The organism is Thiopseudomonas sp. SA1F2-1K (genome assembly GCF_057443035.1).
Genome location: NZ_CM172014.1, coordinates 1,631,355 through 1,656,251, shown reverse-complemented (window position 1 = coordinate 1,656,251; position 24,897 = coordinate 1,631,355). Strand labels below are relative to the sequence as shown.

The following is a 24,897-nucleotide window of genomic DNA, read 5'->3' as shown; positions in this document are numbered from 1 at the left end:
GTATGAATCATCGGACTAAAGTTACTGCTAATCGGCGTGGCGCCACGCCGTTATATACGAGTGCGGCACCACCGTCGAAAAAGCTATCGTTTAAGTTGTCCTCCACGGTGGTGGATCTTTTAGTTCGAATATTTAAAACACTGGTAGTGGTAGTGGTACTTCTTGCGCTGTATCAGGGCGCACTTATTTTAAAAGAGAAGTACATTGTGCCCATTCAACATGTACGGGTGCATGGCAATTTAGATTATGTTAGCCAAAAAGCAGTAGAAGAGCGGTTAGCGCCTTATTTATCTTCTAACTTCTTTGAGTTGGATTTACAGGCTATCACCGATGTTATTGATGATATGCCTTGGGTCGAGCGAGCGGTAGTGAGTCGCGTGTGGCCAGATACGGTATTAATTGAAATGCAAGAGCAAGTACCGGTGGCCAGATGGGGTGAAAAAGCCTTGATTAACCATAAAGGACAAACCTTTCAGCCATTAGAGATGGAAAGTTATCAAAAGTTACCTTTATTATCAGGGCCTAATCGTTCTACTAAACAAGTAATGGATAATTACGAGCTAATTAATGGATTGTTAAGTAAAATTAATCAGTCCATTAGCCGTATTGAAATGCGTGAACGCGGCAGCTGGTTTATAGTCACTAATACGGGTTTAGAAATTGAATTAGGGCGTGATCAAACGGAAGAGAAAGTTAAGCGCTTTATTTATTTTTATCAAACTGAGTTAAATGATACCAGTGATGATGTGGCGCGGGTTGATTTGCGATATCCAAAAGGCATTGCAGTCACGAAAAAATCAACTAGCGTAAGCGATATATAAGCCTGCGGGCTAAGTGGAGAGCAAGTGTGAGTTCAGGTGAGAGCAGCCAAAAAATGATTGTTGGATTAGACATTGGTACTTCAAAGATAACCGCATTGGTTGGAGAAGTGGGTGCTGATGGAGCCGTTCGCATTGTTGGAATGGGTTCTAAGCCTTGCCGTGGTCTGAAAAAAGGCATGATTGTCAATATTGACTCCACTGTACAAACCATTAAGCAGGTGATCAGTGAAGCCCAGCAAAGTGCAAGCTGCCATATTCACTCAGCCTATGTGGGATTGGCCGGTAATCACGTGCGTGGTCAGGGCTCTGACGGCTCTGTGGCCATTCGTGATGGAGAAGTCAGCGAAGCAGATATTGAGCGCGTATTAGAGGCAGGGCGAGCAGTTGCTTTGCCAGCCAGCCAGCGAATTTTGCACGTGCTGCCCCAAGAGTACATTATTGATAATCAGGAAGGGGTGCGTAACCCACGTGGTATGTCTGGTGTGCGGCTAGAAACTCGGGTGCATGTAGTGACCTGTGCCGAGAATGCGGCGCAAAACGTAGAAAAATGTGTTCAGCGCTGTGAAATCGAAGTCGATGGCTTAGTGCTTGAGCAGCTAGCTGCCGCTGAAGCTGTGCTGACTGAAGACGAGAAAGAACTGGGTGTGTGCTTGATTGATATTGGTGCAGGCACCTCAGATATGGCGATTTTCACCGAAGGCGCCATTCGTCATACGCATGTGCTGGCCATTGCGGGCGATCAGGTAACCAGTGATATTGCCATGGCGCTGAGTACACCTACCCAATATGCGGAAGAAATCAAGCAGCGTTATGCGTGTGCTTTAGCTGAACTGGCACAAGCTGATGAAACCATTAAAGTGCCGAGTGTGGGTGATCGTCCTCCCCGTGAAATCTCTCGTGTCGCGTTGGCTGAGATTATTGAAATGCGCTACGAAGAGTTGTTTGGGCTGATTTATGACGAGCTCAAACGTAGCGGTTATGAAAATTTTATTCCAGCGGGTATTGTATTGACCGGTGGTACAGCGCGTATGGAAGGCGCTGTGGAGTTGGCTGAGGCAATTTTCCGCATGCCAGTACGCTTAGCTTACCCATCAGGGGTTAAGGATATGGAAAGCATTGTGCATAACCCAGCCTATGCCACTGCAGTTGGGCTGCTCTTATATGGCGCTAAGGCCCAGGAAGCAGCTATTGAGAATACTAGTCACCAGCCAGATCACTCGAAAAAAGAGCCTTCGCTGGTACAAAAGCTGAAAAGCTATTTTGCGAAAACATTTTAAATTTATCAGTGCGCTCAGCGCATTGCACCAGTAGGTAGGAGAAGTCATGTTTGAGTTTGTTGATAACACTCCGGATATTCCAGTCATCAAAGTGGTAGGTGTCGGCGGCGGCGGCGGTAATGCGGTTAATCATATGCTGGCGAACAATATTGAAGGGATTGAGTTCATCTGTGCCAATACGGATGCGCAGGCTCTGCAAAGTATTAAGGCTAGAACTATCTTACAATTAGGCACTTCGGTCACTAAAGGTTTGGGTGCTGGTGCTAACCCTGAAGTAGGGAAAAAAGCGGCTGAAGAAGATCGTGAGCGGATTATGGAAGTACTACGTGGTACCGACATGGTCTTTATCACCACCGGTATGGGAGGAGGTACAGGCACAGGGGCAACACCAATTATTGCCGAAATCGCGCAAGAGCTTGGTATCTTGACGGTAGCCGTAGTAACGCGTCCCTTTATGTTTGAAGGCAATAAGCGGATGCAAATTGCCGATGCGGGTATTCAAGAGCTAGCGCAACACGTTGACTCGCTAATTACGATTCCTAACGAAAAGCTACTGACGATCTTAGGTAAAGACGCCACCTTGCTCGATGGCTTTGCCAAAGCGGATGATGTATTAGCTAGCGCGGTGCGCGGTATCTCAGACATTATTAAACGCCCCGGTTTAGTCAACGTCGACTTCGCTGATATTCGCACCATTATGGGTGGGATGGGCATGGCGATGATGGGAACCGGTAAAGCATCAGGCGCTGATCGTGCCCGTGAGGCCACCGAGCAAGCGATTCAAAACCCTTTATTAGAAGACATTAACTTAAAAGGGGCTAAGGGTATTTTAGTTAATATCACTTCTGGTCCTGACTTAAGTTTGGGCGAATACAATGAAGTAGGTCGCATTGTCGCTGAGTTTGCTGCATCTGATGCTAACGTTAAAGTGGGTAGTGCGATTGATCCTGATATGCGCGATGAGCTGCATGTGATTGTAGTGGCTACCGGTTTAGATGAGCACCCAGAGAAAAAAGCGGCGATTGTTGAAGTGCCAACAGCTGAGCATCCTATTACTGAGATGCCGGAAGTAAGTGCACAAGCTTATGGTGAGGATTATTACGATTTACCACCAGCGCTACGCAATAAGCGTCGTAGTGCTGCAGGTGCCGCTAGCAGTGTACGTGCGACTCAAGCTCATCCTGCGGCAGAGAAAGAGCAAAGCTTAGACTTGCTAAACATTCCATCATTTTTACGCCGTCAAGCTGACTAAGTAGAAACCCTAATCTTCTGCTTTAGTTGTCCGTAGCGGCATCTTATCTGTTAAGATGCCGCCACTTTAGAACTACTTGCAACGTTAAATTGCCCGGCTTAGGTCATGATTAAACAACGTACATTACAAAATACTATCCGCGCCACTGGTGTCGGCTTGCACTCAGGTGAAAAGGTTTATCTCACATTAAAACCTGCTCCGATTGATACTGGCATTATTTTTCGCCGGATGGATTTAGATCCAGTGGCAGAAATTCCTGCTTTAGCAAAAAATGTGGGTGAAACAACCATGTCCACTACCTTAGTCAATGGTGACGTTAAGGTGGATACAGTTGAACACTTGCTGTCTGCCATGGCTGGACTAGGCATTGATAATGCTTATGTTGAACTGTCGGCACCGGAAGTTCCAATCATGGACGGAAGCGCAGGACCTTTTGTGTTTTTAATCCAATCAGCCGGTTTGCAAGAGCAAGAAGCACCAAAGCAGTTTATTCGTATTCTGCGTGAGGTCACGGTGGAAGATAATGGCAAACGCGCTACTTTTTTACCCTTTGAAGGATTTAAAGTTAGCTTTGAAATCGACTTTGATCATCCCGTATTCAAAGATAAAACCCAAGTGGCCAGCGTTGATTTCTCTAGCACTTCGTTTGTAAAAGAAGTGAGTCGTGCGCGTACTTTTGGTTTTATGCGTGATATCGAATTTTTACGCTCACAGAACCTAGCCTTAGGTGGCAGTGTTGATAACGCGATTGTGGTGGATGAGTTCGAAGTACTTAACGAAGATGGTCTGCGTTATGAAGATGAGTTCGTTAAACACAAAATTCTTGATGCAATTGGTGATTTGTACTTACTAGGCAAAAGCTTAATTGGTGAGTTTAAAGGCTATAAGTCGGGACACGCGCTGAACAACGTACTGTTGCGTGAGCTGTTAGATCAGCCGGATGCTTGGGAAGTCGTTACCTTTGAGGATGCCAGTCAAGCACCGATCTCTTACTCTAAGCCTAGTAGTGTAGCCGGCTAGATGAGATAGAAGCTGTAACGCATTGCCTAATAGAAAAAGCCATTCATGATGAGTGGCTTTTTTCGTTTTGGCCGATTAAACGTAATAAGGTGGCTTTTAGCTCGGGGTTCTCAGCTTGCTTGGCGGCATTGGCTAGCGTTTGTGAGGCGGAGGCGGGAATTGGCTGCGGTTCGGCTACACTAAGTGGCGCTGATTGTTCATACTGCGGCATGACTTTAAACTGAATCACCTCGAGCTTAGCAAAGGCTTCGGTGGCACGTAATTGGGTGAGTAAGCGTTGCTGTTGATAGCGTAAACGAGTAGCCCACATGCTGTTGTACACGGCAATGGTGAGGGTGTGGCCATTAAAGCTTGAGAGTTTGCAAAACTCACGGGCCGCTGGTTGCAAATATTGCTGAAACACGGCCGCTAATGCAGCTTGATCTTGGCTGACCTGCAGTAATTGGGTGATTTGTTGAGAGTTGGTGAGGAGTTTAATGCCATCTTTTGCATAATGTGGCCGACGTTTCATGGGTATGCTCATTAAGCTGACAATCGGGAGGAACGAGGGTTTCTAGTATAAAGCGTTAGCAGGAAATTGCAGCAGCTCCTTGAAAACAGTCAATCAATCCCCATGTATTGTAGGATGCATCAAGTTACTGCCATTCAGGTTAATTCAGGGTAGAATGGTCTTTTTTGCACGGGTGAAATTAGCCTTTCGTGCCGTCATTCCAACTATGGAAGTGTTGTTTATATGTTTGCGCCTTTATTAAGAAAAGTCTTTGGAAGTAAAAACGATCGCGATGTGAAACGCATGCAAAAAGCCGTGCGTTCAGTAAATGCCCTCGAAGAGCAAATGCAGGCTTTATCGGATGAGCAATTACAAGCAAAAACGATTGAGTTCCGCGAGCGCCTCAATCAAGGTGAAACGCTAAATAAAATTCTTCCAGAAGCCTTTGCTGTCTGCCGTGAGGCGGGCAAGCGGGTGATGGGAATGCGTCACTTCGATGTGCAGTTGATTGGTGGTATGGCGCTGCATGAAGGCAAAATTGCCGAGATGCGTACCGGTGAAGGTAAAACCCTAGTGGCGACGTTGGCCGTTTATCTGAACGCCTTAGCTGGTAAAGGGGTGCACGTAGTCACGGTAAACGATTACCTAGCTCACCGTGATGCTAACTGGATGCGTCCACTGTATGAGTTTTTAGGATTATCTGTGGGGGTGGTACTACCTTTTCAGGATCCACAAGAAAAACGCAGTGCTTATGCCTGTGATATCACTTACGGAACTAACAACGAATTTGGTTTCGACTATTTACGCGACAACATGGCGTTTAGCTTAGAAGAAAAATACCAGCGTGAATTGAATTTTGCGGTGATTGATGAAGTTGACTCAATTCTGATTGATGAAGCGCGCACGCCATTAATTATTTCTGGTCAGTCAGATGATAGCTCGGTGTTGTATCAGCAGGTGAACGAGCTGATTCCTTTGTTGCAGCGTCACTTAGAGGAAGAGCCAGGAGTTGTCACCCAGGAAGGCCATTACTCGTTAGATGAGAAAACCCGTCAGGTCGAGCTTAATGAGGCAGGCCACTTGTTTATTGAAGATGAGCTGGTGAAACGTGGTTTATTGCCTGAAGGTGAAACACTCTATGCTCCGAGCAATTTGGGTTTATTAGCCCACGTTTATGCTGGTTTACGGGCGCACACCCTGTTTCATAAAAACGTTGAGTACATCATTCAAAATGGGCAAATTGTTTTAGTGGATGAGCACACTGGGCGTACTATGCAGGGTCGCCGCTTATCTGAAGGTTTACACCAAGCAATTGAAGCCAAAGAAGGGGTGCAGATTCAGCCCGAAAGCCAGACCATGGCTTCTACTACCTTCCAAAACTATTTCCGCCTCTATAACAAATTATCAGGAATGACGGGGACTGCCGATACTGAAGCCTTTGAGTTCCGTCAGATTTACGGCCTCGATGTTTTGGTGATTCCAACGCACCGTCCGATTGCGCGGATTGATTACAACGACTTAGTCTTTTTAACCCAAGAAGAAAAGTATCAGGCTGTTATTGAAGATATTTTGGCTTGCCAAAAACAAGGTCGTCCGGTACTGGTAGGTACCGCTTCAATTGAAAGCTCTGAGCTGGTTTCCAGCGTACTGCAGCGCGAAGGTATTGAACATAAAGTACTTAACGCTAAGCACCACGACTCTGAGGCGGAAATTATTGCCCAAGCAGGTCGTCCAGGCGCAGTGACGATTGCCACCAACATGGCGGGTCGAGGCACCGATATTTTGCTCGGCGGTAACTGGGAAGTAGAAGCGGCTGCTCTTGAAAATCCAACTGAAGCGCAAATCGAAGCGATTAAAGCAGAGTGGCAGGTCCGTCATCAGAAAGTAATTGAAGCCGGTGGCTTGCATGTCATTGCAACCGAGCGCCATGAGTCGCGCCGCATTGATAATCAATTACGTGGTCGTGCTGGTCGTCAAGGTGACCCCGGTTCGAGCCGATTTTACTTATCCTTAGAAGATAACTTAATGCGTATCTTTGCTTCGGATCGAGTGAAAAACTTTATGAAAGCCTTAGGTATGAAGCCAGGTGAGGCGATTGAGCACCGGATGGTGACCAATGCTATTGAAAAAGCGCAGCGTAAAGTAGAGGGCCGTAACTTCGATATTCGTAAGCAATTGCTTGAATACGATGATGTGGCTAATGAGCAGCGTAAAGTGATTTATCATATGCGCAATAGCTTATTAGAGGCTGATACCATTAAAGAGACCGTGGCTGAGTTTGCGGAGCAGGTGTTGACCGAAGCAGTAGCTGAGCATATTCCGCCACAATCTTTACCTGAGCAGTGGAATATTGCCGGCCTTGAAGAAGCCTTAAAAACTGATTTTGCTCTTGAGTTGCCGATTCAGCAGTGGCTAGACGAAGATAACAGCCTCTATGAAGAGACCTTGGTTGAGCGTATTAAGGCTGAGTTAGTGGCGGTTTATCGTGAAAAAGAACAGCTGGCAGGTGAAGAAGCGCTGCGTGGCTTTGAAAAGCAGATTGTATTACGGGTGCTTGATGATCTGTGGAAAGATCATTTAGCCACTATGGATCATTTGCGTCAGGGAATTCACTTACGTGGTTACGCGCAGAAGAACCCAAAACAAGAGTACAAGCGTGAATCTTTTAACTTGTTCCAGAACTTAATTGAGTCGATCAAGCGTGACTCCGTACGTATTTTAAGTCATGTTAAAGTGCGCATGGAAGATCCTGAAGAAGAGCAAGAACGTTTACGCCAGCAGGCTGCTGCGTTAGCAGAGCAGATGGAATATCAGCATCAAGAGTTAGATGAAGCAGGTAATCCAGTTTCGGCTGAAGAAGAGCAAGCGACTGCAGGTTTGCAGCGGGTTGAGCGTGATGGACCGAAAGTTGGGCGCAATGATGCCTGTCCTTGCGGTTCGGGCAAAAAGTATAAACACTGTTGCGGTAAAATTAGTTAATTAAGCCGTAGCTGTTGATTTTTGACGCCGCACCGAAGTTTTCGAGTGCGGCGTTTTTATCTTAAATTAGTCGTATTTTACACGTAGGCGTTATCCAAAACCTTGAAGGAGGTTGGTCATGGCGGTGGGATTAAAACCTTTAGGCACACTGTATCCGGTGCCAGGATTTGAGTTAGGCGTTGCAAGTGCCGGTATTAAAAAAGTAGGACGTCGTGACCTTGTGGTAATGCGTTGCGCGCCAGGTTCAACGGTAGCTGGGGTGTTTACCCAAAATGCTTTCTGTGCCGCTCCAGTACTGCTGGCAAAACAACGTATGCAGCAGCCGGTGCAGTATCTAGTGACTAATACTGGAAATGCTAACGCGGCTACTGGTGAGCCAGGGTTAGCTGCCGCTAATGCTGTCTGTCAGGCATTAGCTAGTCAAGTAGGTTGTAGCCTAGAGCAGGTGTTGCCATTTTCTACTGGGGTAATTGGTGAGCCATTACCAGTCGACAAGATAGAGCAGGCTTTGCCCGCGGCGATTGCTGATTTAACAGAAGATAATTGGGCGCTGGCTGCTGAAGGAATTCTTACCACCGATACGTTGCCTAAAGGGGCGAGTCTGCAAGTTGAGCATGAAGGTGTCACCCTAACGGTAACCGGCATCAGTAAAGGTGCTGGCATGATTCGGCCAAACATGGCGACTATGCTGGGTTATATTGCGACTGATGCAAAGATTGCACAGCCAATTTTGCAAAATATGTTGCTGGATGCCACTAATCAGTCGTTTAACCGCATTACCATTGATGGCGATACCTCAACCAATGACTCCTGTATTTTGGTGGCCACAGGGCAAGCAGCGATGCCTACTTTGGAAAAGGCGGAAGGCACGCTTTATCATAAATTGCGTGAGGCTATTTTTAGCGTAGCCAAGCAACTAGCGCAAGCTATTGTGCGTGATGGCGAGGGAGCTACCAAGTTTGTAACGGTACAAGTGAATGGCGGTGCTACAGCGCAAGAAAGCTTAGATGTAGCTTATGCAGTGGCACACTCGCCTTTGATCAAAACAGCGCTCTTTGCCTCAGACCCTAACTGGGGCCGGATTGTGGCAGCTATTGGCTATGCAGGCTTAGCTAATTTGGATATCAGTCTTGTGCAGGTGTATTTGGGCGAAGTACAGATCGTGCAAGACGGTGGACGAGCAGCTAGTTATCTAGAGGAGCAAGGAGCGGCGGTAATGCAGCAGGCAGAAATCGACATTCGCATTGAGCTGGGACGTGGGAGTTGTGATGAAACTATCTGGACCACTGACTTATCCCATGAGTATGTACGAATTAACGCTGAATATCGCTCCTAAGCGTGAGGCAAAGCATTGAACTTAAGGGCAGCTGAGCTGCCCTTTTTGTTGAATCACTATAGGTAAAGGCAATGGCAAAGCCAGAAGTACAGGTCGCAGTCGGGGTTATTCGTAATGCACAGCAGCAAGTGTTGTTAGCACTTAGGCCAAGTAATAAGCATCAGGGTGGATTATGGGAGTTTCCGGGCGGTAAGTTGGATCCAGGCGAGGAGGCGATCGATGCACTCAAGCGTGAGCTGGATGAAGAATTATCGATCACTGTGACGCAATGTGAGCCGCTGATTAATTTGCGCTATCACTATCCAGATTTGACCGTAGTGTTAGCGGTCTGGCAAGTAACAGGCTTTACAGGTGAGGCTGTGGGGGCAGAAGGTCAGCCGATTCGCTGGGTAGAACCTAGCCAGCTACAGGATTATTCGTTTCCAGCGGCTAATCAACCGATTCTACGAGCATTACAATTACCGAGGCAGTATTGGATTACCCCTGATCTTCCTGTGGCGAAATTGTTAGAAGGGTTGGCAGTGGCGATTGAGCGGGGCGCGGCTTTAATTCAATTGCGAGCACCGAGCTTGGCAATTGCCGATTATCAGGCATTGGCACAGCAGGTGATTGCGCGCTGGCCAACGGTACAGTGGATGCTAAAGCACCCAGAGCAACTCACCATAGCGCCTTCGGCAAACGTAGGTTTTCATTTAACCGCTACTGAATTGCTGCAATTAACCCCAGCACAGCGTGCGAGTTTAGCGGGAGGATGGCTGGCAGCTTCGTGTCATAACTTAATAGAAGTTGAGCAGGCACAGCAGTTGCAGGTAGATTTTATTACCTTATCACCGGTTGCCCCTACGGCTAGTCATCCTGAGCAAGCGGCCCTTGGCTGGTCGCAGGCCACTCATTTAACTGCTCAAGCGAATTGTCCGGTGTATTGGTTAGGCGGTTTAGCGCCGACTCAACAAGCAGAAGTTTTGATCGCTGGCGGCCAAGGGATTGCGGCTATTCGCGGGTTTTGGCCTAACGCTTTATGACTTATTAGGCGCTGGCGCTGCCTGCCATTGCACCTCGCTAATGGTTTGGCGTTTAGCGATCACTCGAGCGGCGACAAATAATAAGTCAGAGAGGCGGTTCAGGTAAATTAATAGCTCACTGCGCAAGGGTTCGAGTTGGTGCAGGGTGATTGCGCGCCGTTCAGCACTACGGGCGGCGCTGCGACATAAATGGGCTTGGGCGATAGCAATAGAGCCACCGGGTAAAATAAAATCAGTCAGTGGACCGACTTCGCTATTCCAGTGATCAATCAACTGCTCAATCCGCTGAATTTCATGGCTGTCTAGCGCCTGATACTCAGGCATGGCCAGTTCGCCGCCGAGATCAAATAATCGATGTTGGCATAGACTTAAACCGGCACTGACTGCAGTAAGTGCTGGGTGAGTGCTGTGGGTTGTCGATAATTCCGCCAACAGCAAACCTAAATGGCAGTTAAGTGTATCTACTTCACCGATTGCCTCTATCCGTGCATGGTTTTTCGCCACGCGGCGTCCATTGGCTAGCCCAGTGTCTCCGTTATCGCCCGTACGCGTATATATTTTACTTAAACGATAGCTCATGGTGTGCTCCTAAGGGATAAATAGAGTAGGGATAGCTAATATGTCAGTTGCTCAATTAAGGCATGATGCAGTGCGTTGAGGTGGGGTACGGCAAGTTGTTGGCTGCGGGCATAATGGCAGGCAAAGCCAGTAATAAACACGGCTTCTGTTGGGCGTTGTTGTTGTACATCTTGCAGCATCGAGGAGGTATTGTTGGCGGTTTGCTCAATTACTTGCCAAATCAACTGGTGCAGTTGATTAGGTTGCAGCGGCACCTCAGCTTGTTTAAGCAGTAGGGTTAGTTCAGGGATCAAGGCGTTTACTTGGCTAGCCTGTTGGCGTAGCTCACCATTGCGGCACTGATGTAAAACAGTTAACGGATTAATCGCACAATTAACTGCTAATTTAAGCCACAGGGCGTGCCAAATTTGGGGGTTCCATTGATTATCAATCCCGGCTGTTTGCCAAAGCTCAAGCCAGTGTGGGGCTGCTTGCCCTAAGTGATTTAAGTCGCCTAGCTGAGTTAGGCCTTGCCCTGCCCAAGTCACTTGAAAGGGGGCGGTTAGATAGGCACCATCGGTGGTTGAGGCGGCTATTATGCGCTGCTTGTAATAACGCTGAATGATTGCTTGTTGGCTGCCTAAGCCATTTTGCAGCAAAATAATACAGGCATTTTCCGCTAAGCGTGGAGCAATTGAGTCAATGGCAGTGAGTGCATCGTACGCTTTGCAGGCCACAATTAAGTGGGTGATAGGCGTTTGGCTTGTATCAGCTAGCTCCGCTGTGAGGGCGAGTGACTGGCAAGTGTGCTGGGTGGTTAATTGCACTTGGCCTGGAAATGCTTGCAGTCGTTCAGCTGAGCGTAAAATAAGATGCACCGACTGCTTTACTTGTGCGAGGCGGGCAGCCCATAAGCAGCCCAAGCTGCCGGCCCCTAAAATATGCCAATGGATGGTAGAAACGTCAGTATTCATAGTTTACGCCAGCTAGTGCTTTGCACCCCTAAAGCCAGAGAGTTGGCTATAATGACGCAAACCCGCACCGCTGTCAGTAGCTCACTGGAGTTACTTGGTCGGTACAACGCATTGAAGATGGATTGAGGAGGGGCTATGCCTTCGTTTGATATTGTTTCTGAACTAGATAAACACGAACTACAAAACGCAATGGACAATGCCGCTAAAGAGCTTGAGCGCCGTTACGACCTTAAAGATAAAGCACAAATTGAGTTTAAAGATAAAACCGCCACTCTGACTGCAGATGCCGATTTTATGCTGGATCAGCTGGTAGAAATTATTAAGCTGGCGCTAACTAAGCGTAAAATTGATATTGACTGCATGGAAGTCAAAGAAGCCTACGCCTCAGGCAAGGTGATGAAACAAGAAGTCACCATGAAAGAGGGGATTGATAAAGAAATGGCTAAAAAAATTGTGGCGCGGATCAAAGAAGCCAAGCTAAAGGTGCAAGCAGCGATTCAGGGTGAGCAGGTGCGGGTTACAGGTAAAAAGCGCGATGATTTACAAGAAGTGATCGCTTTTTTACGTGGTGAGTCCTTTGGTTTACCGCTGCAGTTTAATAACTTCCGTGACTAAGCAAGTAGCGCACAGTGAGTAAGTAAAGGTAGGCTTTTAATCAGGTGGTTAAGTGGAACTTGATTGAAAGCCTAGCTGTTACCAGCGTGTCTAAGCATACAGAGTTAAGGCGTTAAAGGCGGATACAAGAGGGATACAAGACGACAAAGGTTATAGCGCTTTTTAGTCTGCTAAATAGGCTGCTGCATGTTTTTATGCTTTGCTTGATTTTGCTGGGCTTTAGCTATGCGGGGAGAGTGTGTTGCGAGGTATAACATTATTGAAATGGTGCCCAGGAGAAGACTCGAACTTCCACGACCGTAAGGTCACTAGCACCTGAAGCTAGCGTGTCTACCAATTTCACCACCTGGGCTTGTTCGTTACTTTAAGTTGTAACTTGAACGGCGCACAATATAATTCTGCAGCAGCACTTTGTAAACCCTTTTCTGATAAAAAACTGCAGTAAAGCAATTTATTCAGTTAACTAGGGTCTGATTGTGGCTTAATAACAAAAACATAACGCTTAGCAGGGCTAGGCGCTTTTACATGAAAGGTGAATATAATTTGAAAGCCGATTGGCAAACTCTGGATCCAGAGGCCGCGCGTGAAGCGGAAAAATACGAAAACCCTATTCCTAGTCGGGAATTAATTTTGCAGCATTTAGCTGATCGTGGTGCACCAGCAAACCGTGAGCAGTTATGTGCTGAGTTTGGTTTAACAAGTGAAGAAGATATTGAAGCCTTGCGCCGTCGCTTACGTGCGATGGAACGTGATGCGCAAGTGGTCTATACCCGTCGTGGTGCCTATGCGCCGGTCGATAAATTAGATTTAGTGTTGGGCCGAGTGAGTGGCCACCGAGATGGCTTTGGCTTTTTAATCCCCGATGAAGAAGGGGAAGATTTATTTTTAAGCCCTACTCAGATGCGCCTCGTATTTGATGGGGATCGAGCGTTAGCCCGAGTAGTGGGTGTTGATCGTAAAGGTCGCCGGGAAGGGGCGATTGCTGAAGTGGTGCAACGAGCGCACAGTACGTTGGTCGGGCGTTATAACGAAGAAAATGGCATTGGCTTTGTAGTGCCAGACAATAGCCGCATGCAGCAAGAAATTCTGATTAGCCCAGGCCGCAGCAATCAAGCAGAGGTTGGGCAATTAGTTGAGGTGGAAATTACACACTGGCCAACCTCTCGATTCCAAGCTCAAGGAAATGTGACTGAGGTATTAGGCGATTACATGGCGCCAGGCATGGAAATTGAAGTGGCCCTGCGCAATTACGATATTCCCCATGAGTGGCCGAAGGCAGTGTTGGCAGAAATTCGTAAGTTTAAAGATCAGGTGAGCGCGCGCGATATCGCCAAGCGTGTGGACTTGCGCCATTTGCCGTTAGTGACAATTGATGGTGAGGATGCCCGCGATTTTGATGATGCAGTGTACTGTGAGGCGCGTGCTGATGATGGACGCGCGGCAGGCGGTGGCTGGACTTTATATGTGGCCATTGCTGATGTCTCGCATTACGTTAAGCTTGACTCGGCGCTAGATAAAGAGGCCCAAGAACGAGGTAACTCGGTCTATTTCCCAGAGCAAGTGATCCCTATGCTGCCAGAGGTATTATCTAATGGCTTATGCTCACTGAACCCCTTGGTGGATCGTTTGGCGATTGTCTGTGAGGTGGCTATTTCACGGGCCGGAAAAATGCTGGATTATCAGTTCTATGAAGCGGTGATTCAGTCTAAGGCCCGCTTGACCTATACCGAAGTGAGTCATTTCTTGGAGCGGCCACGTTCTGCTGAGGCAGCGCAGTTTGTGCAACAGCATGCAGTGGCTGTGGAGCCTGTGACGCAGCTGTATGCACTGTATAAAGCGTTGATTAAGCAGCGTCAGGTGCGCGGAGCGATTGACTTTGATACCCGAGAAACACGCATCATCTTTGGTGATGATCGAAAAATTCAACAAATCGTCCCGACCGAACGCAATCACGCCCACCGCTTAATTGAAGAGTGCATGCTGTGTGCGAACGTGGCGATGGCTAGCTTTTTACAAGATCATAAACTGCCTGGCTTGTATCGGGTGCATGATAGTCCGCCAGAAGAAAAGTTAGAAAAACTGCGCGGCTTTTTAGGCACCTTGGGTTTAGAGCTTAATAAAGGTAAGGGGGCACCTACACCTAAAGATTACTTAGCGCTGCTTGAGAAAATTCAAGGTCGGGCAGACTTTCAGTTAATTCAAACGGTGATGCTGCGCTCGCTAAGTCAGGCCGATTATCGCCCCGATTGCTTAGGCCACTTTGGCCTAAATTACGAAGCTTATACCCACTTTACTTCGCCGATTCGGCGCTATGCAGATTTAATTAATCACCGTGCAGTGCGTAGTGTGATCCGCTCGCGGCGAGCCAGTGAGCATGTGCAACGGGTCGGTGCCAGCAGCTTAGTTAAAGCCACCATTTATCCGTACGATGATGCTCAGCTAGACGGTATTGGTGAGCATGTTTCCGCCACTGAGCGGCGCGCCGACGAGGCTACGCGGGACGTGATGAACTGGTTAAAATGCGAATACATGCTGGATCGAGTCGGTGACAGCTTTGCCGGGATTGTAACTGCGGTGACAGGCTTTGGCTTATTTGTTGAGTTGCAAGATATTTACGTAGAAGGATTGGTGCATATCACCGCGTTACCGGGTGATTACTATCAGTTTGATCCCTTGTATCACCGATTAACCGGCGAGCGTACGGGGCGCAGCTTTAGATTAGGTGATGCGATTAATGTGCAGGTAGCACGGGTGGATGTTGATGAGCGCAAGATCGACTTTGAAATGACTGAAGTAACCAGCGCCAGTAAAGCAAAAACTCAGCCTAAGCGTAATACATCGGTGGCCTCAGAGCCTGCACAGCCTAGTGCAAAGGTACGCGCTAAACCCGCCAAGCAAAAAATAGTGGTAAAAGATCGTAAAGCGGTGAAGTCGGAAGTGTTAACGCGTAAGCCGAGCACTAAATCTGGAGCTAAAGAGCAATCAGGTAGTCCGGCTAATGGCAAGCGAGGCGTGCGTAAGCGTCCGGTTAAAAAACAGAGTAAGTGATGAATTCATGAGTGATTTAGAAAAGATTTACGGCATCCATGCAGTGGAAGCTTTGTTGCGCCATCACCCTAAGCGGGTCAAGCAGCTGCTGATTGCTGAGGGGCGTAATGAGCAAGGCGTACAAGCGATTTTGCAGCTAGCAAGAAATGAGCGAGTCGCAACGCAGCAGTGCAGCCGTCAAGAGATTGATGAGCAAGCAGGAGATGTGGTGCATCAAGGCGTCATGGCGTGGGTAAGCCCAAGTCAGGTATGGAGTGAGCAAATGCTGGAAACCTTGCTTGAACAGCAAGAAACGCCTGCTTTGCTCTTAGTGTTGGACGGGGTAACTGATCCACATAACCTTGGCGCTTGTATTCGTACTGCTGATGCAGCCGGAGTGCTGGCAGTGATTGTGCCCAAAGATAAGTCGGCAACGTTAAATGCTACGGTGCGTAAAGTGGCCTGCGGCGCGGCAGAAGTGATGCCGCTAGTCAGTGTAACTAATCTTGCACGCACCTTAGAAAAGCTGCGCCAACAAGGTTTTTGGGTAGTGGGTACTGCGGGTGAAGCTGAACAAACTCTCTATCAGCAAGACTTAACAGGCAATAAAGTGCTGGTGATGGGCGCTGAAGGTAAGGGCATGCGCCGCTTAACTCGCGAGCACTGCGACTTTTTAGTTAAACTACCAATGGCTGGCAGCGTCAGTAGTCTTAACGTTTCGGTGGCCACTGGGGTGTGTTTATTTGAAGCTCAGCGCCAACGTCATCAATAGCAAGGCTTGCTTGTTAAGTCGACTGCGCGTATAATTTTGCGCCTTGCAACTTGCTAAAAATGCGTTTTTACAGGTGGCAAATTTAACGAGTTTATCTCTCCTTGCCTGACTGGAGGGTCCAGCAGGCTTCATCCGTAAGGAGCAACTATGCGTCATTACGAAATTGTATTTCTGGTCCACCCAGATCAGAGCGAACAAGTCGGTGGCATGGTAGAGCGTTATACCAAGCTGATCGAAGAAGATGGTGGTAAAGTTCACCGTCTAGAAGACTGGGGTCGTCGTCAACTGGCTTACCCAATCGATGACTTACACAAAGCACACTACATTTTATTAAACGTAGAGTGCAGCGCAGCTGCATTAGCCGAGCTAGAAGATAGCTTCCGCTACAATGATGCTGTATTGCGTAACCTAATTATTCGTCGTGACGAAGCCGTTACAGAGCAATCTGAAATGCTAAAAGCTGAAGAAAGCCGTAATGAGCGTCGTGAGCGCCGTGAGCGTCCTGAAACTGCCGACAACGCTGATGATGAAGATGACAGCGAAGACGACAGCGAAGAAGACGCTGACGAGTAATTCCCGAGTCTATTGAGGAGCCACAGTCATGGCACGTTTTTTCCGTCGTCGCAAGTTCTGCCGTTTTACAGCTGAAGGCGTGACCGAGATCGATTACAAAGATCTAAATACTTTAAAAGCTTATGTATCTGAAACTGGCAAGATTGTTCCTAGCCGTATCACTGGTACTAAAGCAAAATATCAGCGTCAACTAGCAACCGCTATTAAGCGCGCGCGTTACTTGGCTCTGCTGCCCTACACCGACAGCCACGGCCGTTGATACTAGGTTAGATTAGGTAAGGATAAACATGCGCGCTTTTGCAGAACTAGTAATGCGAAGTCGCATGCACGCAATTATTATAATTGTGTTGATGATGGCTGCACCTATGTTGTTTTGGTTAGGTGCAGCTGCTGCAAGTTTAGTGTTAATGCGACGCGGTCTCCAGCAAGCTGCTCAAGTAGTGTTATGGGGGGCTTTGCCAGGTGTAGTTTGGGCTAGTGTGGGTGACCCACGGGCTATCGCGGTGTATGTCATCAGCTTATTGATGGCCTATGTGTTGCGACAAACGGTATCGCTAGGCGCCGCATTAGGTGCTGGACTGGTAGCAGGAACAGTAGGCGCGGTGTTGCTTGCAGGGGTTTACCCTGAGCCAATTGAGCAGTTAGCGGCTAAGCTTTCTGAGTTTATGCCACAAATGCTGGGTGGGATGTACGAGCAGCTATCAGCGACTGAGCAGCAACATTTAACTAGCTTAATTATTCCGGTATTAACTGGGCTCTTTGCTACGGTAATGTTGTGGGTGTCGGTGCTGTCGTTAACGTTAGCGCGTTATTGGCAAGCTGCACTGTACAATCCGGGTGGATTTGCTGCTGAATTTAGGTCGTTTCGATTGTCGCCTAAGTTTGCCATTCCATTAGTGCTGGCGATGTTTTTTGCTCCCAATATGGGTGTGGCTGCAGCGATGCTGACGCCACTATGCAGTGTGCCATTAGCCTTTGCAGGTGTGGCCTTGATCCATGGCTGGGTAGCAAAACGTGGCTTAAGTAAGTTTGCTTTAGTGACGTTTTACATCGTGCTGTTTTTGTTTATGCAGTTTGTTTATCCCTTGCTGGTAATTTTAGCCTTGGGCGATAGCCTGTTTGATTTTCGTCGGGTGCGTTCACGTTAGCGCCAGGCGAACGGTGAAAGTTGAAACTAAAGAGGTAAGACTCAAATGGAAGTCATCCTGTTAGAAAAAGTTGCTAATTTGGGCGACCTAGGTGACAAAGTAAATGTTAAGGCTGGTTACGGCCGTAACTTCTTGTTACCACAAGGTAAAGCAACCCCAGCTACCGCTGAAAACGTTGCTGCGTTTGAAGCGCGTCGCGCTGAATTAGAAAAAGCAGCTGCTGAAAAGCGTGCTGCTGCTGAAGCTCGTGCAGCTCAGCTCAATGAGTTGGAAGTTACTATCACTGCGAATACCGGTGAGGAAGGTAAACTATTTGGTTCTATCGGTACTCAAGACATCGCTGATGCATTAACTGCGTCAGGTGTTGAAGTAGTGAAGAGCGAAGTTCGTTTACCAAATGGTACTATCCGTCAGACCGGTGAGTACGACGTTACGTTGAACTTGCACACTGATGTTGAAGCAACCATTAAGTTAATCGTTGTTGCAGGCTAATTAGTTCACTAATTGTTTGCAAGATTAACCGCAAAGGGCACATTTTCTTAGAAAGTGTGCCCTTTGTTGTTTCTACAGATTCTTCGTTACACTAGATGATTTAAAAATAGCTGATGATTTTTAAGTCATTTATGACCTTAGGTAGCCTATTTATGCAGCAAGATACGCTTTCTGTCCCATTGGATTTAGAAACCAGTGCTCTGAAAACCCCACCTCACTCAATTGAAGCCGAGCAAGCCGTGCTTGGTGGTTTGATGCAAAATAATAATGCTTGGGAGCGGGTTTTAGACTTGGTTTCAGCCGGTGATTTTTATCGTTACGATCATCGTTTAATTTTTCGTGCGATTGAGCGACTGGCAGAAAAAAATAGCCCCTTTGATATGGTGACTTTGGCTGATGATTTAGAAGTCAGTGGTGAGCTAGAAAAAATTGGTGGCCTAGCTTATTTGGGCGAGCTTGTTACTAATACCCCCTCGGTTGCTAATATTCGTGCCTACTCAGAGATTATTCGTGAGCGGGCCACGCTGCGCGAACTGATTAAGATCAGTGGTGAGATTGCCGATAGTGCCTACTTGCCTAAAGGGCGGGCCGGTAATGAAATTTTGGATGAAGCTGAGCGTAAAATTTTCCAGATTGCTGAGTCGCGGCCCAAAGTGGGTGGGGCTATTGGCGTTAGCGAATTGTTAAGCAGCACGCTAAATACGATTGATACTTTGCGTCAGTCGAAAGGCGGCTTAACCGGACTGACAACCGGTTTTAATGACCTTAATGATAAAACCAGTGGCCTGCAAAAAGGTGATTTAATTATTGTGGCGGGGCGTCCCTCCATGGGTAAAACCACCTTTGCTATGAACCTAGTCGAAAATGCGTTATTAGAAAGCGACAAAGCAGTGATTGTGTACTCGTTAGAAATGCCGGCTGAATCACTGATGATGCGGATGATTTCCTCGTTAGGAAAAATTAACCAAACTAAAGTCCGTACTGGGCAGCTAGAAGGTGATGAGTGGGATCGTTTAGGAGTAGCAGTAAGTAAAATTCAGAATAAAAAGCTGTTTATCGATGATACAGCAGGTATTAGCCCATCAGAAATGCGTGCCCGTACGCGCCGCTTAGCCCGGGAGCATGGTGAGATAGGCTTGATCATGATTGACTATCTGCAGTTGATGCAAATTGCTGGAAGCAGTGGTGATAACCGGACCAATGAAATCTCAGAGATTTCTCGCTCTTTAAAAGCCTTAGCCAAAGAGTTTGATTGCCCAGTGGTGGCGCTGTCCCAGCTTAACCGCGCCTTAGAGCAGCGGCCTAACAAGCGTCCAGTTAACTCAGACTTGCGTGAGTCAGGGGCGATTGAGCAGGATGCTGACGTGATTATGTTTGTTTATCGCGACGAGGTGTACCACCCTGAAACTGAGCATAAAGGGGTGGCTGAGATTATTATCGGTAAGCAACGAAATGGTCCCATTGGTACGGTGCGTCTAGCATTTTTAGGCCAATACACACGTTTCGAATCACTGGCTAATCACTACCCAGATTACGACTAATGAGTTGTAGCCGCTGACTAGTCAGGGCTGAGAGCTAGCAGCGGCTAAGCGATAGCCTGCAATTTAGCAAAGTTTCCGCTATCATAGTTAGCTTGCTAACTAATGCACTCAACATGGAATTTTCATGAATAACCCTGTAATAGGCATTTTATTTATTTTGTGCGCGGGTGCCTTGCTGGCGACCCATGATGGTTTTTCTAAGTATTTAACGGCCATTTATCCTTTAGCGCTAGTGGTTTGGCTGCGTTATACGGTCCAGACAGTGCTGATGATTATCTTGTTTGGGCCCAAGATGAAGCTCGATTTAGTGCGTACTAAACGGCCTTGGCTACAACTGCTGCGTGGCCTGTGCTTACTGGGTATTAGCGGTTTGTTTATTGGCGGTTTGCGCTATATCCCGCTAGCTGAAGCAACTGCGGTAATGTTTTTAGCGCCTCTGATTGTTACGGTGTTATCGGCAATTTTTTTAAAGGAGCAGATTTCGCTCGGGCAGTGGGTGGCTGTCGTGATTGGTTTGTGCGGTGTGCTCTTGGTGGTAAGGCCAGGTGGGGCATTATTTACTTGGGCTATTTTAATGCCGGTCGCGGCTTCGTTTTGTTTTGGTAGTTATCAGCTGATTGCGAGACGTTTGGCTTCTTTTGATCATACGGTCACTAGTAACTTTTTATCGGGGCTAATTGGCACCATTGCTTTAACCGTGATAATGCCTTTTGTTAGCGTCGAAGTGCAGCCCGCAGGTTGGGATCTGTTATTTTTACTGATTTTAGGAGCCCTTGGCATGGTGGCGCATATGCTGCTAACCATTGCGCTTAAATATGCGTCAGCGGCAACCTTAGCGCCTTTCACTTACGGGCAGATTATTTTTGCCGCGTTGATTGGTGTATTTGCTTTTGATCAGTCGCCGGACTTATTGGCTTGGGGCGGGGTGGCCATCATCATTGGTAGCGGTATTTTAGTGGCTTGGCTGCAGCGCCGTAACGCTTAAGGGGGAGTGGGCTGATGGCTACTTTGAGTAGCCATCAATGAGCTGATTGAGCTCATTAAAGTCAATCGGTTTGGCTAGATGCCCATTCATCCCACTGGCCATGGCTTGTTCTTTATATTCGTCTAAGACATGGGCGGTTAAAGCAATAATCGGCAGTGGTTTGAGGTTGTGTTTACGCTCATAAATCCGCCAGAGTTCGGTGGTTTTAAACCCATCTAGGGTCGGCATTTGGCAGTCCATCAGCACCAGATCATAGGGTTTACTTTTAAGTAGATTGAGTGCTTGTTCACCACTGCGTGCGCTGTCGCAGGTGATGTTGAGCTTTTTTAATAGTCCGGCAATGACTTTGGTTGAAATGGCATTATCTTCAACCACCAATACGCGCATGCTTTCGCGGCTTGGCAAGGGTTGCTGTGGTGCGGCTTTATAGGGCTGCTGACCAGCAAAGGCGTCGGCTAAGGTGGCTTTTAGGGTGTAGCTGCTCACCGGTTTCAGTAAGACGTAGTTAATCCCTGCGTTACGTGCATCAATGCTGTTTGGCGAACTATTGCTAAGTAAGATTAAGCTGCACTCGTGGGCTAAATCTTGCTCCTCTTGAATGCGTACCGCCAGTTCAAGGCCAGTTAAGTCGGCTAACTCTTTGGTGATCAGCAGCACATGAATTTTTTGCTGTAAATTGGCTTGGGTGCGTAAGATAGCTAGGGCTTCCAAGGCGGTGGCACTGCTAAAAACGTTCATTCCCCATTCTTGGCACTGTTGTACTAAAATTTGTCGGCAGACTAAGTTTGGCTCTACAATCAGCAACGCTTGGTCATTTAACAGATCCATCATTGAGTTTTCACTGATTTTATTTGGCACAAAAACCAGCGGCACTACAAGGGTAAGGGTTGAACTGTGCTGATCTTGCTCATAGCTCAGGCTGCCATGCATCAGCCGAGTCAAATGATGGGCGATGGCCAGTCCTAGGTATTTACGTACCGCCTCTTGATTTAGTTGGGGGCGCATAAAGAGCGGTAGTTGAGTGACTAAGGCCTGTTCTTCTGTAGTTAACGGCTGACCATAACTTTGTACGCTAACGCAGAGGGTGTCATTACTTTTAATGGTGACAGTAACAATAATTTCAGCTTGCTGGGTGCGCTGAAAGGCGCTATTGAGCAAACTTAAAATCACTTGGCGCAAGCGCATTGGGTCGCCGTGAGCGAGGCGTGGTACTTGTGGTTGAGTAAAGTTAACTAGATCCACTTGTTGCTCGCGAGCTTGATTAGCAAAGGCTTCTAGGCAGTCGCTAAGTAAGGCATTCAGCTCAAACTGGGCTAAATGCAGTTCAATCTGATTCGACTGTAGGTGTGAAATATCCAATACGCCATTGATCAGTGAGAGTAATTCATTACTAGCTCGATTAATCCCTGAAGCATATTCTCGTTGTTTGATTGATAGCGGTGTGTCTAGCAGTAATCCCACCATGCCCAATACACCATTCATTGGTGTGCGCACCTCGTGACTGAGTTGCGCCAGTAGCTCGGATTGGGCTTTTCTATAAGTCTGTTGCATATCTGTGTGCTGCAGTTTTTTGTAACGCTTGAGCAGTAAATTATAATCGTGGGTAGTGAGGGCTAAGCTCAGTAGGTAACCGGTAAAGGGAATGCAGAGCAAAGAGATTAAGATAAAAATATTTAAGGTATTGCTAATCGAGATGCTTAATAGCGGCCAGCTTAACAATAAGGGTAGGTTAAGCATCAATAAGCCGCTGGCTAATAAGAAAGCGGGTGGGTAGGGGCGGCTGGAGGCATGTATAAAAAACAGGACTGCTGGGTATAAAGTAAAGCAAGTCAGTAGCAAAAAACTGAGGGTGCTAATCAATGAATGTTCGCTAACCAGCATCAAAATAGCTAATAGTGCAGTCAGTGCCAGATGTACAATCAGGTGCTTATAGGCTTGACTAAAATCGTGTTGATTGTAGGTGATGTGTAGTGCCAGCAGTTGTGTGAGGGTAAAAATAATAATAGCTGGAAAGTGAAAGTCATAGTTGTAGGCATTAAATGAGGGATGATGCCAAAAGGAAAAGGTGTCACTTAAGCTGAGTAAAAACACAATCTGCATCAGCTGAATTAAAATTAGCCACAGGTACTGAAAGTTTCGGTTCATAATCAAACGCGTTAAGTTGTAGGCAGTAAGAATTGCGCCGGTACCTAATAAGAAGCCTTTAAGCAGTGGGCTATTTGACAAAATTTCTTGGAAAGTCACAGCGCGCAGCCGCTCATCGGGAAGCTCGAAGCTGCTGATGCTGTTAAAGGTGATTAATTCAGGGGTTAACAAAAGCAAGTACAGCGCGCTGCAAAGTAGCGTGATGCCATAAAAGCCAATGGTGTGACGGTAGTTTGTCATAACTGGGCTAGCCAAAAATAATAAGCAGAAACACAGTGAAGTTAGATGCCATTTACTGTAACTGATAATCGGCAGCGACGGGCGCTTTATTCGTATCAATACCGCTTATTCGGTATTCGCAGTGAGCATCAATCAGTCGGCCGAGGAGGAGAGTTTGATGACTGCTACAGCAAAAAACATCAAGAACACCGACCCTGTAAATGATTCTGTGTAACTGCCAAGGTTAAATATAATCTTTTAAGCGGTCTTCAAACTCAATCATAAATCGATTCAATGCCGGTTTCCAATCTCTGATCGGCATGGTCCACTTCTTGGACGCATTTTGGATTGCCAAATAGATGACTTTCTTAGCCGAGTCATCGGTTGGGAACAATTTACGTTTTTTGATGGCTTTGCGGATCACGCTATTCAGCGATTCAATGGCGTTGGTGGTGTAAATCACCTTTCTGATATCAGCAGGATAATTGAACAGGGTATTGAGGTTATGCCAGTGCGTCCGCCATGACTTGCTGATTTGTGGGTACTTGTCGTCCCAGTGCTCAGCAAATTGGTTCAGGGCGAGCAAGGCTTCTTCTTCGGTGACTGATTGGTATATTTGCTTTAACTCGGCGGTGACGGCCTTGTAGTCCTTCCAGGGCACATATTTGACTGAGTTGCGTACCATGTGAACGATACAAAGCTGAATTTGAGTCTCAGGGAAGACCGCATTAATGGCATCAGGGAAGCCTTTTAGCCCGTCAACACAGGCAATTAATATATCTTTTACGCCCCGATTTTGAAGCTCAGTGAGCACATTAAGCCAGAACTTAGCGCCTTCATTTTCAGACAGCCATAAGCCTAATAGCTCTTTTTGGCCTTCCATATTCACGCCTAGAGCAAGATAAACGGCTTTGTTGATAACATGCTTATCTTGGCGGATTTTAACCACAATGCAGTCCAGATAAACGATGGGGTAAACCGCATCCAGTGGCCGTGACTGCCACTCAACTACCTGATCAATAACGGCATCAGTGACTTTAGATATGAGGCTTGCAGACACATCTGCGCCGTACATTTCTTTGAAGGTATCGACAATTTCTCGTGTCGTCATGCCTTGGGCATAGAGAAAAAGGATTTTATCATCCATCGAGGTAAAGCGAGTTTGGTGCTTTTTCACCAGCTGCGGTTCAAAATCACCTTGTCGGTCACGTGGCGTATCCAGCTCAAACTGGCCGTCTTCAGTGCGCACGGTTTTGCGCGTGACACCGTTGCGGCTGTTTTCTGAGCTGGACTGCTCGTGCTTGCGATAGCCTAAATGTTCATCAAGCTCAACGCTAAGCGCTGCTTCAACCATCACTTTGGTGAGCATGGCTCGCATGTCTGTCAGGTCTTTTTCAGTTTTAATACCTTTTGCCGCTTCGCGTGCAAAGGCTTCGAGGTCTTTTTTGTTCATCGTCTGTTTATCCTTCCCGTTAGGGGTCAATGATAAACAGTTACACAGATTTAATTACAGTCTCAGAACACCGTACTATTGGCAGAATAATGCCGCTTTTGTAAACCTCTTGTCCTCTAAATGTCTGTTTACACGCTCACTTAAGCCCAGTTTGCTTTCTAAGACCTTGGAGCAAAGACTTTCGCTCTTTGAACACTT

At 47.2% G+C, this 24,897-nt stretch carries 21 protein-coding genes and 1 tRNA gene; 16 read left to right on the top strand and 6 right to left on the bottom strand.

Annotated elements, in window-relative coordinates; translation table 11 throughout:
- Positions 1–2 precede the first annotated feature (2 nt).
- From AC2T15_RS08070 to lpxC, 4 genes are all read left to right on the top strand, one after another.
- On the top strand, positions 3–821 hold the full coding sequence (locus AC2T15_RS08070; protein WP_053101505.1) for a cell division protein FtsQ/DivIB: 819 nt from the start codon (positions 3–5) through the stop codon (positions 819–821).
- Between the two features lie 53 nt (positions 822–874).
- Positions 875–2,098, top strand: a complete 1,224-nt coding sequence (gene ftsA / locus AC2T15_RS08065; RefSeq protein ID WP_486779030.1) for a cell division protein FtsA — start codon at positions 875–877, stop codon at positions 2,096–2,098.
- A gap of 46 nt (positions 2,099–2,144) precedes the next feature.
- Positions 2,145–3,350 carry a cell division protein FtsZ gene (gene ftsZ / locus AC2T15_RS08060; RefSeq protein ID WP_486777994.1) on the top strand — a complete coding sequence of 402 codons (1,206 nt, stop codon included), beginning with the start codon at positions 2,145–2,147 and terminating at the stop codon, positions 3,348–3,350.
- A gap of 105 nt (positions 3,351–3,455) precedes the next feature.
- Positions 3,456–4,370 (top strand): UDP-3-O-acyl-N-acetylglucosamine deacetylase, encoded by a 915-nt coding sequence (gene lpxC / locus AC2T15_RS08055; RefSeq protein ID WP_486777993.1) that lies wholly within the window; start codon positions 3,456–3,458, stop codon positions 4,368–4,370.
- A gap of 43 nt (positions 4,371–4,413) precedes the next feature.
- Here lpxC and AC2T15_RS08050 read toward each other — a convergent pair whose 3' ends face one another.
- Positions 4,414–4,881: a DciA family protein gene (locus tag AC2T15_RS08050; RefSeq protein ID WP_053102144.1), complete on the bottom strand. Its 468-nt coding sequence runs from the start codon at positions 4,879–4,881 to the stop codon at positions 4,414–4,416.
- 222 nt (positions 4,882–5,103) lie between these two features.
- On the opposite strand from AC2T15_RS08050, the gene secA reads away from it, so the two are divergent.
- The 3 genes from secA to AC2T15_RS08035 all read left to right on the top strand — a co-directional run bounded on the left by secA (position 5,104) and on the right by AC2T15_RS08035 (position 10,197).
- The gene (secA, locus tag AC2T15_RS08045; RefSeq protein ID WP_486777992.1) at positions 5,104–7,839 is read left to right on the top strand and encodes a preprotein translocase subunit SecA; all 2,736 of its coding nucleotides are present in this window, start codon (positions 5,104–5,106) and stop codon (positions 7,837–7,839) included.
- A gap of 118 nt (positions 7,840–7,957) precedes the next feature.
- Positions 7,958–9,175 (top strand): bifunctional glutamate N-acetyltransferase/amino-acid acetyltransferase ArgJ, encoded by a 1,218-nt coding sequence (gene argJ / locus AC2T15_RS08040; RefSeq protein ID WP_486777991.1) that lies wholly within the window; start codon positions 7,958–7,960, stop codon positions 9,173–9,175.
- Positions 9,176–9,246: 71 nt separating this feature from the next.
- A complete protein-coding gene (locus AC2T15_RS08035) occupies positions 9,247–10,197 on the top strand; it encodes a Nudix family hydrolase (protein ID WP_486777990.1) in 951 nt (316 codons plus the stop codon).
- Here AC2T15_RS08035 and AC2T15_RS08030 read toward each other — a convergent pair.
- Complete coding sequence (locus AC2T15_RS08030) at positions 10,192–10,776, bottom strand: cob(I)yrinic acid a,c-diamide adenosyltransferase (protein WP_486777989.1); 585 nt, start codon at positions 10,774–10,776, stop codon at positions 10,192–10,194. The genes AC2T15_RS08035 and AC2T15_RS08030 overlap by 6 nt on opposite strands.
- Positions 10,777–10,811: 35 nt before the next feature.
- Positions 10,812–11,729, bottom strand: coding sequence for a 2-dehydropantoate 2-reductase (locus tag AC2T15_RS08025; protein ID WP_486777988.1), 918 nt, complete (start codon positions 11,727–11,729; stop codon positions 10,812–10,814).
- A 135-nt stretch (positions 11,730–11,864) separates the two neighbouring features.
- On the opposite strand from AC2T15_RS08025, the gene AC2T15_RS08020 reads away from it, so the two are divergent.
- Entirely contained in the window at positions 11,865–12,344 is a 480-nt protein-coding gene (locus tag AC2T15_RS08020) for a YajQ family cyclic di-GMP-binding protein (RefSeq protein ID WP_053101514.1), read from the top strand.
- Between the two features lie 265 nt (positions 12,345–12,609).
- Here AC2T15_RS08020 and AC2T15_RS08015 read toward each other — a convergent pair.
- A tRNA-Leu gene (locus AC2T15_RS08015) sits at positions 12,610–12,696 on the bottom strand.
- 173 nt (positions 12,697–12,869) lie between these two features.
- On the opposite strand from AC2T15_RS08015, the gene rnr reads away from it, so the two are divergent.
- The 8 genes from rnr to AC2T15_RS07975 all read left to right on the top strand — a co-directional run bounded on the left by rnr (position 12,870) and on the right by AC2T15_RS07975 (position 20,882).
- On the top strand, positions 12,870–15,392 hold the full coding sequence (gene rnr / locus AC2T15_RS08010; RefSeq protein ID WP_486777987.1) for a ribonuclease R: 2,523 nt from the start codon (positions 12,870–12,872) through the stop codon (positions 15,390–15,392).
- Between the two features lie 7 nt (positions 15,393–15,399).
- Entirely contained in the window at positions 15,400–16,143 is a 744-nt protein-coding gene (gene rlmB, locus AC2T15_RS08005) for a 23S rRNA (guanosine(2251)-2'-O)-methyltransferase RlmB (protein ID WP_053101515.1), read from the top strand.
- Between the two features lie 147 nt (positions 16,144–16,290).
- Positions 16,291–16,716, top strand: a complete 426-nt coding sequence (gene rpsF / locus AC2T15_RS08000; protein WP_053101516.1) for a 30S ribosomal protein S6 — start codon at positions 16,291–16,293, stop codon at positions 16,714–16,716.
- A 28-nt stretch (positions 16,717–16,744) separates the two neighbouring features.
- Positions 16,745–16,975, top strand: a complete 231-nt coding sequence (rpsR, locus tag AC2T15_RS07995) for a 30S ribosomal protein S18 (RefSeq protein ID WP_053101517.1) — start codon at positions 16,745–16,747, stop codon at positions 16,973–16,975.
- A gap of 28 nt (positions 16,976–17,003) precedes the next feature.
- Entirely contained in the window at positions 17,004–17,864 is an 861-nt protein-coding gene (locus AC2T15_RS07990; protein WP_053106420.1) for a YybS family protein, read from the top strand.
- A gap of 45 nt (positions 17,865–17,909) precedes the next feature.
- Positions 17,910–18,356 carry a 50S ribosomal protein L9 gene (gene rplI / locus AC2T15_RS07985; protein WP_053101519.1) on the top strand — a complete coding sequence of 149 codons (447 nt, stop codon included), beginning with the start codon at positions 17,910–17,912 and terminating at the stop codon, positions 18,354–18,356.
- Positions 18,357–18,508: 152 nt separating this feature from the next.
- Positions 18,509–19,897 (top strand): replicative DNA helicase, encoded by a 1,389-nt coding sequence (gene dnaB, locus AC2T15_RS07980; RefSeq protein ID WP_053101520.1) that lies wholly within the window; start codon positions 18,509–18,511, stop codon positions 19,895–19,897.
- 124 nt (positions 19,898–20,021) lie between these two features.
- A complete protein-coding gene (locus tag AC2T15_RS07975; protein WP_053101521.1) occupies positions 20,022–20,882 on the top strand; it encodes a DMT family transporter in 861 nt (286 codons plus the stop codon).
- An 18-nt stretch (positions 20,883–20,900) separates the two neighbouring features.
- Here the strand turns inward: AC2T15_RS07975 and AC2T15_RS07970 are convergent, their stop codons facing one another.
- Together AC2T15_RS07970 and AC2T15_RS07965 are read right to left on the bottom strand one after the other, a co-directional pair.
- Positions 20,901–23,267, bottom strand: a complete 2,367-nt coding sequence (locus AC2T15_RS07970) for a response regulator (RefSeq protein ID WP_486777986.1) — start codon at positions 23,265–23,267, stop codon at positions 20,901–20,903.
- A 223-nt stretch (positions 23,268–23,490) separates the two neighbouring features.
- A complete protein-coding gene (locus AC2T15_RS07965; protein ID WP_486777816.1) occupies positions 23,491–24,699 on the bottom strand; it encodes an IS256 family transposase in 1,209 nt (402 codons plus the stop codon).
- Positions 24,700–24,897 lie beyond the last annotated feature (198 nt).